This window comes from Capnocytophaga sp., assembly GCF_030532915.1.
Classification (GTDB): domain Bacteria; phylum Bacteroidota; class Bacteroidia; order Flavobacteriales; family Flavobacteriaceae; genus Capnocytophaga.
In genome coordinates this window covers 1-14,608 of record NZ_JAUNKD010000003.1, presented here as the reverse complement: position 1 = coordinate 14,608, position 14,608 = coordinate 1, and the positions used below count along the sequence as shown (strand labels likewise).

Here is a 14,608-nt window from a genome sequence, read left to right as displayed (position 1 = left end):
GTGATGTACTCACTATTTTTTAGTAGATTCGTGAAGGCGAATTACTACTTTTTTATTCTTTTTAATAAATTCGTGTTGATGAATGATACAAAAAAAACTTTGGCAAAGTTTTCAACTTTGCCAAAGGTGATGTACTCACTATTTTTTAGTAAATTCGTGGTAATGAATGTATTATTTTTACGGAAAAGCATTGATTACGCTTTGAAGAGCGCTATTTTTTCATCTTCTTTGGCACGCATCAATTGGCTGTCGGCTTCGGTTTTGTCTTTGTAGCCACACAAATGAAGGATGCCGTGTGCCATTACGCGCAGAAGTTCGGTTGTAAAGGGGACGTTGAAGTCGCTTGCATTGTCAGCCACGCGCTCCACCGAGATGAAAATATCGCTTGAAAGCGTATTACCCTCGGTATAGTCAAAGGTGATGATGTCCGTGAGGGTGTCGTGGTCAAGATAGGTCTTGTTGATTTCAAACAGGTAGTCATCATTGCAAAAAATGTAGTTGATTTCGCCTAAAATTTTATTTTCAGAATCGATAATGGCGTCAATCCACCTTTGAAAATCAGTTTCGGGCTGGGGCAAGGCAAAATCGGTTTCGTAATTAAATGTAATCATAAAATTCGTGCTGTTAGATGCCTTGCAAAAGTAGCAAAAAAACGCATTATTGCAAATAAATTTTCAGATTATAAAATAAAATAATACATTTGCCCAAAAAAGAAATATGAAAATAATAGCATTCGGCGCAAGCACTTGCACGACATCCATAAACCAAAAGCTGGCTCAATTTGCAGCCAAGCAATTTGACGGGGATATTGAAATTTTAGACCTGCGCGACTATCAGTTTCCGCTGTATTCGGTAGATGTTGAAAACGAAATCGGGTTACCTGAAAAGGCAACGGAATTGCTTCATAAATTCCAAACGGCTGATTTGATAATCATCTCACTTGCCGAGCATAACGGGGCGTACACGGCGGCGTTTAAAAATACGTTTGATTGGGTAACGCGCGTGAATATGAAGTGTTTTGCCGGAAAGAAACTCTTCTTGCTGGCGACATCACCCGGAGCCCGAGGAGGGCAATCGGTCTTGGACATTGCCGCTGCGCGCTTTCCTTTTCACGGCGGGGAAGTCATCACAACCTTTTCATTACCTGCTTTCAATGACAACTTCTCTGAAACGGAAGGGATTACCAATGCCAAGTTAGCCAAAGAATTTGCCGTTGAAGTTGAAAAAGTAAAGGCAGTTTTATAAAAAAGTAAGACAATTAATCGCTTAGGAAACATATAAGTCCTGTTCGCTTTCCTGATTATGATGATTCTCATTTTAATCAAGAAAACGAACGGGATTTTTAATTGCATCAAGATTTACAGGATGTTAAAAAGTTAAACGGACGCATTATTTTTAGCTATTTTTAACCAAAAAAGAAAGCTGTTTTTCTTGGCTCACAGCCTAAAAATACTATTCGTGGCAATTTTTTATATCTTCAAACAGATAGATTTAGCAATATTTATAAATAATATCGCCTTTTTATTACTAAAAGATAAAAAAATGAAGTAACTTTGCCAAAAAAATTAACAAAAACACAAAACAATACCATTTTATTTATTCCGTAATTTTTAATCTTATATTATAATGAAAATGAGAAATTTATTTTTAGTTGTATGCACTGCTTTCGCCTTAACGATTCAGGCGCAAGATGTTTCAAAAGCCTTGCAAGTGGGCGATAAAGCACCGGATTTCACCTTAAAGAATGCGCAAGGCAAAAGGGTTCGGTTGTATTCACTTTTAGAGAAAGGAAACGTTGTAATGACTTGGTATCGCGGTGGTTGGTGTCCGTACTGCAATGTGGCTTTGGGTCAGCTGCAAGAAAAGTTACCTGAATTCAAAGCGTTGAACGCTACGTTAGTGGCACTCACGCCCGAATTACCCGACCATAGTTTGTCCACCCAAGAGAAAAACAAGCTTGAATTTGAGGTGCTTACCGATCTAAACAACGATGTGGCAAGGCAATACGGCATTGTTTTTAAATTGGACGACCAAACCGCACAGCGCTACGAGCAGGCATTGCATTTAAGCAGCCGCAACGGCACAGACTCATCGGAATTACCCGTTCCGGCAACGTATGTGCTTGATAAAAATGGGGTTATTCGATATGCTTTTGTTCATCCTGATTATAAAAAGCGCGCCAACCCCGATGAAGTGCTTCAAGCTTTGAAAGAAATTCGGCAATAAGGCGTTTGTTTATTGTAACAATGCCATATTAATGTTAAATTTCTGTAAAAACATTGTAATCGTAAAATGTTTCATTCAAAATACAACCAAATTTTAAAGTGGTTGTTATGCGTTCAAAACAAGTTACAAAAGGTTATTTATTTAGAATTTATATAAATTACACCAAAACGAAACAAGTTTTTTGCAATTGATGCAATATGTCATACTTTTGTGCTTGAAAAAGTGAGTTTTTCAGAGTAAATTCAACAAGAAAATATTAAATAATATATTTTAATATGAAAAAGGTTAAAAACCATAATTCATTAATTGTCAGTTTTTTTGGTTATTTGTTGTTGGCGCTGTTTTCATCTCCAACATTTGCGCAAGGTGATCCGGTTAAGGGTGAAACGTTGTTCAAAACCAACTGTATGGCTTGTCACCAGTTGGATAAGCGTGCCGTTGGACCTGCTTTGGGCGGCGTTACTGAGCGCAGAGAAAACGAGTGGCTTCATAAATGGATCAATAACAGTGCAGCATTAATCGCTTCGGGTGATGCCGATGCAAAAGCTATTTTTGAGGAATTTAATCAAGTTCCGATGGCACCCTATGAGGGGATTCTTTCACATCAGGATATAGAAGACATCTTGGCGTACACGGCTAATCCGCCGGCGGTGCAAGAGGAACCCGCCGAGGAGGAAGTACCTGTAATTTTAGAGAATCCGGAAGTTGCCAAGGAGCGGTCGGTAACCTATGTTACTACTATAATAGGTGTGGTTGTGTTGCTGATTGCTTTGTTTGTGGTGATGTTCTTGCTGGGCAATGCTTCGCGCATTGTTGCCAGTGGCGGTATCACGGCAGAAGAATTTGCCAAACGCAAAGAAGGGCTTTTAACCAAGGCTTTTGTTGAAAATCCTTTCTTGGTGCTGACAGCCGTTTCAGTGTTGCTTTTCGGTTCAACGTATGCCATTTTTGGTTACCTGATGCAAATTGACGTGAACCAAGGCTATGAGCCGATTCAGCCGATTCACTTCTCACATAAAATTCACGCAGGTGACAATCAAATTGACTGTAAACTCTGTCACTCGGCGGCTCGCGTTTCAAAAACCGCCGGAATTCCGTCGTTGAACGTTTGTATGAACTGCCACGAAACCATTTCAGAGTACAAAGGAGTTCAAGATGTGGCGAACGGCTACACGCGTGAGTTCTACACCAATGAAATTAAGAAATTATACGAGGCTGTGGGTTGGGACGAAAAGACTTTCAAATACACAGGGGAAACGAAACCGGTTCGTTGGGTTCGTATTCACAACTTACCCGATTTTGCTTACTTCAATCACTCACAACACGTAACAGTGGCTGGGCTTGAATGTCAGCAATGTCACGGAAAAGTAGAAGAAATGGAAATCGTGCATCAGCACGCACCACTCACGATGGGCTGGTGTGTGGATTGCCACCGCCAAACAGAAGTGAACGTGGATAACGGGTACTACCAAAACTACAAAGAAGTTCACGCCGAATTGGCTAAAAAGCTAAACGTAGAGAAACTTACCATTGCACAACTTGGTGGTTTGGAATGTGGTAAATGTCACTACTAATTTTCAATTATTATTAAAAGAGTTAAATTTCAGATATAACTAAACTATGGCATCAAACAAAAAATACTGGAAAAGTGTTGAAGAACTTAATGAAAATTCAGTCTTAGATACACTGAAACAGAATGAGTTTGTGGAAGAAATTCCCGTTGATGAGTTCTTAGGGGATAAGGCTACGCTTGAAGCCTCGTCAACCTCACGACGTGATTTCTTAAAATATATAGGTTTTACTACGGCGGCAGCTACTTTGGCAGCCTGTGAAGGACCTGTACATAAGGCGGTTCCGTATGTGGTGCTTCCTGAACAGATTCGTCCCGGAGTGGCTGATTATTACGCAACTACCATCGCTGACGGATTTGATTTTGCCAGCGTATTGGTAAAAACGCGTGAGGGTCGTCCGATTTTTATAGAACATAATCGCGAAGCCAAAGCTAATTGTGAAGCAAACGCAAGGGTTATGGCTTCTGTACTGAGTTTATATGACAGCTTGCGTGTTAAAAATCCGATGGCTAAGGGCGGTACTTCCGTTTCGTGGGCTGATTTGGACGCACAAGTAATCAAAAATTTAGAAAAAGCAACCCAAACAGGGAAGCAAATCGTGGTATTGAGCCACACTTTGGCAAGCCCTTCAACCTATAAATTAATTGAAGGATTAAAGGAAAAATATCCTACTTTGAAATTGGTGGAATATGATGCCATTTCAGAGGAAGCAACCCTGAATGCCTTTGAAAAAAAATATGGCGTGCGTGCAATGGCTGATTATGACTTTGCCCAAGCCGACGTAATCGTTTCATTCGGAGCTGATTTTATTGCCGATTGGCAAGGTGGCGGTTTTGAGGGAGCGTATGCACAAAAACGTATTCCGAAAAACGGAAAAATGTCAAAACATATTCAATTTGAAGCGAATATGACTTTGACTGGAGCCAATGCCGATACGCGTGTGCCGCTTACGCCATCACAACAAAAAGTAGCTTTGGCAAAATTCTATGGATACCTAACCGGAACTTCGGTTGGTGGTGAATTACCTGAAAAAGCGGACGCTGCACTTAAAAAAGCGGTTCAAACCGTGAAAAAAGCAGGAACAAAAGCGGTAGTAGTTACGGGAATTCAAGACGAAAACGCACAACTTTTGGCATTGGAAATCAACCAAAAACTACAAAGTGAGGCGTTTAAGCCATTTACTCCGATTAAGGTGCGAAAAGGAAATACGTCCGAGCTTAAAAAACTCATCGCCGATATGAATAGTGGCAACGTAGGCGTGTTGATTATCAACAACCTAAATCCGCTATATACATTGCCAAATGCTTCTGAATTTGCAACTGCTTTGGAAAAAGTGGAATTATCGGTTTCTTTCTCAATGAAAGCCGATGAAACGGCAATCAAAACGCATTATATCGCCGCTGCGCCACATTATTTGGAGTCGTGGGGTGATGTGGAATTCAAACAAGATTATTATGCACTGACCCAGCCGACTATTCGTCCGCTATTTGATACGCGCCAACTTCAAGATGCGCTGTTAAAATGGTCAGGTTCAGATAAAACCTATTACGATTTTATCAAAGAGAACTGGAATGCAACCATTCTCGGTGGAGCCAAATGGGATAAGGCACTTCATGATGGTGTTTTCATTGCTTCGGTGGAACGGGAAGCGCCTATGGTGAATGAAATTTCAGTAGCCGAGCCGTTGGCAAATCTTTCAAAATTGTCTTCAAATGGTTTTGAATTAACACTTTACACTAAAACGGGAATCGGAGACGGACAGCAAGCCAACAACCCTTGGTTGCAGGAACTTCCTGACCCTATCACCCGAACTACTTGGGATAATTACGTTACAATGTCAGCTGCTGATGCCAAAGAATTGGGAATCAAAAACTGGCACGTAGCAACGGGCGCTTTGGATGGGAATTATGCCGAAATTACAGCCAATGGTGTAACTATTAAGGCTCCTGTGCTTATCCAGCCGGGGCAAGCCAAAGGTTCGTTAGGTTTGGCTTTCGGTTACGGAAAAGTAGAAGGAATGAAAAAAGAGATGCAAGTTGGGGTGAATGCCTACAAGTTGTATCACGATTTCAAAAACGTTCAAAACGTAAAAATCCAAAATGCTGGCGGAACGCACGAATTTGCTTGTGTTCAGTTACATAACACTTTAATGGGTCGTGGTGATATTCTGAAAGAAACTACTTTGGCTGATTTTAATGCAAAATCGGCTGAGGAATGGAATAAAAAACCGGTAGTTTCGTTAGACCACAAAGAAGTGAAAGCCAGCAGTATTTCACTTTGGGAATCGTTTGATCGTACAATGGGGCATCATTTTAATTTGTCAATTGATTTGAATGCTTGTACGGGTTGCGGAGCTTGCGTAATCGCTTGTCACGCAGAGAATAACGTTCCGGTTGTGGGCAAGGAGGAAGTGCGTCGTTCGCGCGATATGCACTGGTTGCGTATTGACCGTTACTACTCATCTGACGATACTTTTGCGGGTGATTTACAAACCAAAGAGGGTATTAAAGGATTGAGTGCAGCACTTTCAACTTATGGCGAAATGGAAATCGCTTCAGAAAATCCGCAAGTGGCTTTCCAACCTGTTATGTGTCAGCATTGTAACAACGCTCCTTGTGAAACGGTTTGTCCGGTTGCGGCAACCTCACACGGACGTCAGGGGCAGAACCATATGGCATACAACCGTTGCGTTGGTACGCGTTACTGTGCCAATAACTGTCCATACAAAGTGCGTCGTTTCAACTGGTTCTTATACAACGGAAATGACGAGTTTGACTTCCATATGAATGACGATTTGGGACGAATGGTACTAAATCCTGACGTAGTGGTTCGTTCACGTGGGGTAATGGAAAAATGTTCGTTCTGTATTCAGCAGACTCAGGCGGTAATCTTAAAGGCTAAAAATGAAGGTCGTGCGGTTCGTGAAGGTGAGTTCAACAATGCTTGTGCTTGTTCGGCTGCTTGTGGAACAGGAGCGATGGTGTTCGGTGATATCAATGAGAAAAACAGTGAAATCGCTAAGTTGGTAGCCGATGACCGCGCTTATCACTTGCTTGAACATATTGGAACCCGCCCTAATGTGGTGTATCAAGTGAAAGTAAGAAACACCGAAGATGTTTAAAATCCGTTAAGATGAAAAGAGTTTCATTTGTATTACTTTTCGTATTGTTTTTGGCTTCTTGTTCAGGGACAAAATCGCCCGAATTACAGCGTTTAGAAGCCCGAGAGCAAATTTTGAAGTTGAACACCGAGCTTACCAATCTGAAAATAGAACTTGAAAAAGAGCGAATTGCCAATGAAAGTTTAAAATCAGACGTGGAGCAAGCCAATAGCAAAGCAGATAAAAAAACAGCCAGTTTTTCTTCTGCCGATGCAGGGATATCTTCTGCCAAAGATGCCAAACAAGCGCAAAAGGCTTTAAAAAAAGCCGAAAAAGCGAACCGAAGTTTGGCAAAAAGCAACAAGAAAATGCAGAAGATTGAGCGAAAAATTGAAAAAGTTCAACATAAAATTGACGGACTCAATAAAAAAGTAGAGTTCGTTGATAATCAAGGAAAGTAGTACTTTTATAGAAAAACTTGATAATTGAGAAATAAAAGTTTAATTTTTAAATAGTTAATAACAAATATGGCATCGCATTACGAAGCACCTATACGAAAACCCTTAGTAACGGGCGATAAAAGCTATCACGATGTTACCGTTGATATTGCACGCCCTGTGGAAGGTAAAGCAAACAAAATGTGGTGGATCGTGTTTTCCATTTCATTGGTGGCTTTCCTTTGGGGATTAGGAAGTATGATTTACACCGTGTCAGTAGGTATTGGTACGTGGGGATTAAATAAAACAGTTGGTTGGGCTTGGGATATCACCAACTTCGTTTGGTGGGTTGGTATCGGTCACGCCGGAACGCTTATTTCGGCAGTACTTTTATTGTTCCGCCAAAAATGGAGAATGGCAATTAACCGTTCGGCAGAGGCTATGACGATTTTCTCGGTAGTGCAAGCTGGTTTGTTCCCGCTTATCCATATGGGACGACCTTGGTTGGGTTACTGGGTAATGCCTATTCCGAACCAATTCGGCTCGCTTTGGGTGAACTTTAACTCGCCACTTCTTTGGGACGTGTTCGCTATTTCAACCTATCTTTCGGTGTCGTTAGTATTCTGGTGGACAGGACTTTTGCCCGACTTTGCAATGCTTCGTGACCGTGCCGTGAAGCCTTTCCAAAAGAAAATATACAGCTTGGTGAGTTTCGGCTGGAGCGGAAGAGCCAAAGACTGGCAACGCTTTGAGGAAGTATCGCTTGTTTTGGCAGGTTTGGCAACGCCTTTGGTACTTTCGGTACACACCATCGTATCGTTTGACTTTGCTACCTCCGTAATTCCGGGTTGGCATACTACCATCTTCCCGCCGTACTTCGTGGCAGGTGCGATTTTCTCGGGCTTTGCGATGGTAAACACGCTTTTGATTATAATGCGAAAAGTGTGTAATTTTGAGGATTATATCACCATTCAACATATTGAATTGATGAACATCGTGATTATGATTACGGGGTCAATCGTGGGGTGTGCCTACATTACGGAACTTTTCGTGGCTTGGTATTCAGGCGTTGAGTATGAGCAATATGCGTTTTTAAATCGTGCTACTGGACCTTACGCTTGGGCATACTGGATGATGATGACCTGCAACGTGTTCTCGCCGCAATTTATGTGGTTCAAAAAACTCAGACGAAGCATTATGTTCTCATTCATCATTTCATTGGTGGTAAACGTGGGAATGTGGTTTGAGCGTTTTGTGATTATCGTAACTTCATTACACAGAGACTATTTGCCTTCTTCTTGGACGATGTTCTCGCCTACGTTTGTCGATATCGGAATTTATATCGGAACTATTGGTTTCTTCTTCGTGTTGTTCTTGTTGTACGCACGTACCTTCCCGGTAATTGCACAAGCCGAAGTGAAGTCAATCTTGAAATCTTCCGGAGAGAAATACAAAAAATTAAGAGATAATAACCCTAATCATCACCATTAATTATGAATCAGAAAGTAATACACGCATTATATAACGATGATGATGTTTTAATGGCTGCCGTTAAAAAGGTGCGGGCAAAAAATCATCAGATTTCGGAGATTTATACGCCATTCCCCGTTCACGGATTGGATAAAGCAATGGGGCTGAAACCGACACGTATTGCCATCGCAGCTTTCATTTACGGCTGTATCGGGCTTACCATTGCCACGCTGATGGTCAATTATATAATGATTGAAGATTGGCCACAAGATATCGGTGGGAAACCCAGTATGACCTTCCTGCAAAATATGCCGTCATTTGTGCCGGTAATGTTTGAGATGACCGTCTTTTTTGCGGCTCACTTAATGGTAATTACGTTTTATATGCGAAGCAAACTGTGGCCTTTCAAACAAGCCGAAAACCCTGATGTAAGAACAACCGATGACCACTTTTTGATGGAATTGGCTGTAACCGAAAGCAATGTAGGAGAAGTAACAACTCTTTTGAAAGAAACAGGAGCTGTTGAAGTTAAAATAGCAGAAAAATAAGAGGTATGAAAAATATAGTTAAAATAGCTTTACTTAGCAGTGTGTCATTGCTTGCCACATCGTGCTTTAACAAAGAAAAACCGAACTATCAGTTTATGCCGAATATGTACGAAAGTGCAGGATATGAAACCTATCAAGAGGTTGATAACGGGGTTTTTAAAGGGAATATGGAAGCACAATTGCCTGTGGAAGGAACTATCAAAAGAGGCTGGCAACCCTATAACTACCCTGATACGCCGGCAGGATTGCTTCTCGCCAAAGAAGAATCAAAAAATCCGTTGTTGGCTGATTCTCTTAACATCACATCGCATTTGGATAACGGAAAGGCATTATACGACATCTACTGTGCAGTTTGCCACGGCGCAAAAGGCGACGGTAAGGGGATTTTGGTGGAAAGAGGCAAATTTGCGGGCGTTCCCAGTTATGCCGACAAAAACCGTGTGATTACCCAAGGCGGTACGTATCACGTGATTTATTACGGGCTCAATGCAATGGGCTCGTACGCCTCTCAAATTAACGAAAAAGAACGTTGGCAAGTGGCTTTGTATGTTGAAAAGCTACGTGATGACTTGGTAAAATAATTTCCCAAAAGAAAGATTTTAGATTATGTACACATTTTCAAATAAATTAAAACTCAGTGCCATAATTCTTATGATTGTAGGAATTATCGGAATTATAGTAGGCTTTTCAACGGTTCCACATACAGCTGAAAATGAACACATTTTGCATATGTTGCACAACAAACCTTGGGCAGCGGTGTACGTGGCAGCGCTTTTCTTTATGCTCATTTCGTTGGGCGTATTGGCGTTTTATGCCATCAACCGTGCGGCACAAGCGGGTTGGTCGCCCGTTTTGTTCCGAGTGATGGAAGGCATTACGGCTTATTTGCTTCCCGGCGTGTTGATTGTTTTCGTGTTACTCGTGCTTTCAGGTATGCACATCAATCACCTTTTTGTGTGGATGGACGAAAAAGTAGTAGCCAATGATGCGTTACTACAAGGCAAACAAGGTTATTTGAACGTTCCGTTTTTCTTGGCACGTGCAGCCTTTTTTATGCTCGGTTGGGTAATTTACCGCTATGTTTCCAGACGCTTATCCATTGCTGAGGATACCGCCACCGACCATCGTCCGTTTGTGAAGAACTTCAAATGGGCAGCGGGCTTTTTGGTATTTTTCTTAGTATCAGAGTCAATGATGGCTTGGGACTGGATTATGAGCCTTGATCCGCACTGGTTCAGTACGCTATTCGGTTGGTATGTTTTTGCGAGTTTCTTCGTTTCGGGGATAACCGTTATCGCGCTAACAACTATCTATTTGAAAAGCAGAGGCTATTTGGAATACGTCAATGACAGTCACTTACACGATTTGGCGAAGTTTATGTTCGGTATTTCAATCTTCTGGACGTATTTGTGGTTTTCGCAATTCTTATTGATTTGGTACTCAAATATTTCAGAAGAAACTGTTTACTACGTAGCCCGTATTAGAGATTATAAAGAATTGTTCTTCGGAATGTTGCTTTTAAACTTTATTTTCCCGTTGCTTGTGCTTATCAACACTGACTACAAACGTATCAGCTGGTTGGTTTTTGCAGCAGGTATCGTGATTTTAATCGGGCATTATATTGACTTTTACGTGATGATTATGCCGGCTACGGTTGGCGACCAATGGAGCTTTGGCATTACCGAAATTTCGGCGGTACTTTTCTTCTTGGGGCTTTTCATCTTTGTGGTATTTACCGCCCTTACCAAAGCACCGCTACTGGCAAAAGGGAATCCGCTTATTGAAGAAAGTAAGCACTTCCATTATTAATTTGCTTCTAAATTATATATAAAAATTGTTGATACTAAAATACGGCTTTCGAGCCGTATTTTTTTGTTTGCTCCTCGTCTATTATTTTTTTGGGACACGTGCGTTTTTACACAGCTCAACATCCCTATTTTTTGAAAAATACGCTTCCAGAAAAATTTTCTGACGTGCGGCATAACAAAAACGTACGTCTCCGTGAAATTTTCCTGACGTAAGGAAATTTATTTCTTGACGTCAAGAAATTTTTTTTCGCACGTCAAGAAATTTACAAACGTACGTACTGCAATTTTTATCCGCACGTGCGAAAATTTTCGGCTAAAAGATAGTTTTATAATCTACATAAGTTTAAAAAATCAGAAAATATTTCTTTTAAGAAAACTGCCTTCCGTGTGGATAAATATACTCGGAAGCCGTATTTATAACTTCCTTTTTACTATCTTTGCAAGCAGAGAAGCAAGCAGGTAATTTTGAATGCGTTTGGGTAAGAAACGACTCAGATTCGCATCGTTTTTTAGCTTCTTGTCTTATTTTATAATTTCCATCGCTAAAAAAATGAAAACCACAGAAATACTCATCAAAGGAGCAAAGCTCCACAATTTAAAAGACATTACCGTTGGCATTCCGCGTAATAAGTTGGTGGTTATTACGGGTTTATCGGGTTCGGGCAAGTCCAGTTTGGCATTCGATACGCTCTATGCCGAAGGGCAACGCCGTTACGTGGAAAGCCTCTCCTCGTACGCACGCCAGTTTTTGGGCAGGCTTGACAAACCGAAAGTGGACAACATTGTGGGCATCGCTCCCGCCATCGCCATTGAGCAAAAGGTTAATACGTCTAACCCGCGTTCTACGGTCGGGACGTCCACCGAAATATATGATTACCTGAAATTGCTCTTTGCCCGCATCGGCAAAACGTACTCGCCCGTTTCCGGAAAGGAAGTAAAAAAACATTCGGTTACCGATGTGGTTGATGCCGTTTTGAGCTATCCGGAGCGTACCAAGTTGCTGCTCTTGTCGCCCGTTCACATTGCCGAAGGCAGAAAAACGCCCCAAGTGCTTCAACTGCTGTTGCAACAGGGCTATGTACGCATTCAGCATAAGGGAGCAATTATCCGTATTGATGAAGCCGATTTAAGCAGTATCGATTCTGATTTTCTGTTAGTTATCGACCGAATTATCGTACAACACAACGACGATTTTAGCCATCGGTTGGCTGATGCGGTGGATACGGCTTTTTTTGAAGGCAAAGGCGAGTGCATTATTGAGGAAGTAGAAACCCGTAAACAACTCACGTTCAGCAATAAATTTGAGTTGGACGGCATTGAATTTTCAGAGCCGAACGTGCATCTGTTCAGCTTTAACAATCCGTATGGAGCTTGCCCGAAATGCGACGGTTACGGCGATACCATCGGGCTGGATGAGGAGCTAATCGTCCCGAACACAGCCCTTTCCGTTTACGATAATTGTATCTATCCGTGGCGGGGCGAAACGATGGGTTGGTATCGCGACCAGTTGGTTTTGAACGCTTACAAGTTCGACTTCCCCATTCATAAACCGTGGTTTGAACTCACCAAGGCGCAAAAAAAATTAGTTTGGGACGGCAACAAATTTTTCACCGGACTGACGGATTTTTTCAAGGAACTGGAAGAAAAAAATTACAAAATACAGAATCGCGTTCTGTTGGCACGTTACCGCGGGAAGACCCGATGCAACGAATGCGACGGCAAACGCCTACGAAAAGAAGCTGACTATGTGAAGATTAACGGAAGGAGCATTTCTGATTTGGTGGATATTTCCATAGAAGAATTACAAAGTTTCTTTAAGGAATTAACGCTTTCGGACTATGAGCGAAACATCGCCCGCCGTTTGTTGTTGGAAATCGAAAATCGCTTGCAGTTCCTGTCAGATGTCGGGTTGAACTACCTGACACTCAACCGAAAATCAAACACGCTTTCGGGCGGAGAAAGCCAGCGTATCAACTTGGCAACTTCACTGGGCAGCAGTTTGGTAGGCTCAATGTACATTTTGGACGAACCCAGCATCGGTCTGCACCCGAAAGATACCGAAAAACTCATCGGCGTACTCAAATCATTACGTGATTTGGGCAATACCGTGATTGTGGTGGAGCACGATGAAGACATTATGAAAGCCGCTGATTACATAATCGATATTGGTCCCGAAGCCGGAACGCACGGCGGGGAAGTGGTGGCACAAGGCACGTATGCCGAAATTCTGAAAGCGGATTCGCTCACGGGCAAGTACCTCAGCGGACGAATGCACATCGACCTTCCAAAGGAACGACGTACTTCGCCGCATTATATCACGCTTTTGGGCTGTCGGGAAAACAATCTGAAAAACATCGACGTTACACTTCCGCTGGATATGCTCACGGTGGTAACGGGCGTTTCGGGCAGTGGCAAATCAACGCTCATCAAACAGATTTTATATCCGGCGATGCTTAAAGAGCTGGATATGAACACCGAAAAAGCAGGGCAGTTCTCGAAGCTCGAAGGCAAGTACAAGCACATTCAGTCGGTGGAGTTTGTAGATCAGAACCCGATTGGCAAGTCCTCGCGTTCCAATCCGATAACGTATATTAAGGCGTATGACGACATTCGCAACCTTTATGCCGCACAAAAATTGGCGAAGTTGCGTAACTTTCAGCCAAAACACTTTTCGTTTAACGTGGACGGCGGGCGTTGCGAGGTGTGCAAAGGCGAAGGCGAGGTTACCATTGAAATGCAGTTTATGGCGGACGTGCACTTGCTTTGTGAGGCTTGCCACGGACAGCGTTTCAAGAAGGAAGTGCTGGAAGTAACCTTTGAAGGGAAGTCCATTTCCGATTTGTTAAACACCACTATTGACGATGCCATTGCGTTTTTTGACAAGCATAAGCAACAGAAAATCAGCACAAAACTAAAACCGCTGCAAGATGTGGGACTGGGCTACGTAACGCTGGGGCAATCTTCATCAACGCTTTCGGGTGGGGAGGCGCAGCGCATCAAGCTGGCTTCGTTTTTGGCGAAGTCGGAAAGCAAAGAGAAGGTCTTGTTCATTTTTGACGAGCCTACTACGGGCTTGCATTTTCACGATATTGGCAAGTTACTCGCTTCGTTTCAGGCACTTATAGCGAAAGGGCATTCGATTATCGTCATCGAGCACAATTTGGAGATGATAAAGTCCGCCGATTATGTGCTTGACTTGGGGCAAGACGGCGGCGACAAAGGCGGGCAACTCATCGCACAAGGCACCCCCGAAGAAGTAGCCCGAAATTCAGCAAGTTACACGGGTGCGTATTTGAAAAAAGTGTTGTTTCCGTGAGAAAAAACGCACGTGCGGAAAAGAAAAAATGCACGTCTATAATTTATAGGCACTTATTCAGCAGCAGACATTTCGGTTTATAGCCAACTCAAAATAATTTGTCGTTATATTTTTCAAAAAGTTCATAAGGCG

General features: G+C 42.2%; 11 protein-coding genes. 10 read left to right on the top strand and 1 reads right to left on the bottom strand.

Annotation, left to right across the window (positions count from 1 at the left end):
* Positions 1–194: 194 nt before the first annotated feature.
* Positions 195–611, bottom strand: a complete 417-nt coding sequence (gene ybeY, locus Q4D72_RS01265; protein ID WP_303075604.1) for an rRNA maturation RNase YbeY — start codon at positions 609–611, stop codon at positions 195–197.
* Positions 612–717: 106 nt separating this feature from the next.
* Here ybeY and Q4D72_RS01260 point away from each other — a divergent pair, with 106 nt between their 5' ends.
* The 10 genes from Q4D72_RS01260 (at position 718) to uvrA (ending at position 14,476) form a co-directional block, all read left to right on the top strand.
* Positions 718–1,245, top strand: a complete 528-nt coding sequence (locus Q4D72_RS01260) for an NADPH-dependent FMN reductase (protein WP_303075603.1) — start codon at positions 718–720, stop codon at positions 1,243–1,245.
* 387 nt (positions 1,246–1,632) lie between these two features.
* The gene (locus Q4D72_RS01255) at positions 1,633–2,226 is read left to right on the top strand and encodes a peroxiredoxin-like family protein (RefSeq protein WP_303075602.1); all 594 of its coding nucleotides are present in this window, start codon (positions 1,633–1,635) and stop codon (positions 2,224–2,226) included.
* A gap of 275 nt (positions 2,227–2,501) precedes the next feature.
* The gene (locus tag Q4D72_RS01250) at positions 2,502–3,800 is read left to right on the top strand and encodes a c-type cytochrome (RefSeq protein ID WP_303075601.1); all 1,299 of its coding nucleotides are present in this window, start codon (positions 2,502–2,504) and stop codon (positions 3,798–3,800) included.
* A gap of 46 nt (positions 3,801–3,846) precedes the next feature.
* Positions 3,847–6,918, top strand: coding sequence for a TAT-variant-translocated molybdopterin oxidoreductase (locus tag Q4D72_RS01245; RefSeq protein WP_303075600.1), 3,072 nt, complete (start codon positions 3,847–3,849; stop codon positions 6,916–6,918).
* An 11-nt stretch (positions 6,919–6,929) separates the two neighbouring features.
* Complete coding sequence (locus Q4D72_RS01240; RefSeq protein WP_303075599.1) at positions 6,930–7,358, top strand: SlyB protein; 429 nt, start codon at positions 6,930–6,932, stop codon at positions 7,356–7,358.
* A 66-nt stretch (positions 7,359–7,424) separates the two neighbouring features.
* A complete protein-coding gene (gene nrfD / locus Q4D72_RS01235; protein ID WP_303075598.1) occupies positions 7,425–8,825 on the top strand; it encodes an NrfD/PsrC family molybdoenzyme membrane anchor subunit in 1,401 nt (466 codons plus the stop codon).
* 2 nt (positions 8,826–8,827) lie between these two features.
* Complete coding sequence (locus Q4D72_RS01230) at positions 8,828–9,352, top strand: DUF3341 domain-containing protein (protein WP_303075597.1); 525 nt, start codon at positions 8,828–8,830, stop codon at positions 9,350–9,352.
* 5 nt (positions 9,353–9,357) lie between these two features.
* Complete coding sequence (locus Q4D72_RS01225) at positions 9,358–9,933, top strand: cytochrome c (RefSeq protein WP_303075596.1); 576 nt, start codon at positions 9,358–9,360, stop codon at positions 9,931–9,933.
* A gap of 25 nt (positions 9,934–9,958) precedes the next feature.
* The gene (locus Q4D72_RS01220; RefSeq protein ID WP_303075595.1) at positions 9,959–11,161 is read left to right on the top strand and encodes a quinol:cytochrome C oxidoreductase; all 1,203 of its coding nucleotides are present in this window, start codon (positions 9,959–9,961) and stop codon (positions 11,159–11,161) included.
* A 549-nt stretch (positions 11,162–11,710) separates the two neighbouring features.
* Positions 11,711–14,476 (top strand): excinuclease ABC subunit UvrA, encoded by a 2,766-nt coding sequence (gene uvrA / locus Q4D72_RS01215; protein WP_303075594.1) that lies wholly within the window; start codon positions 11,711–11,713, stop codon positions 14,474–14,476.
* Positions 14,477–14,608: the final 132 nt, after the last annotated feature.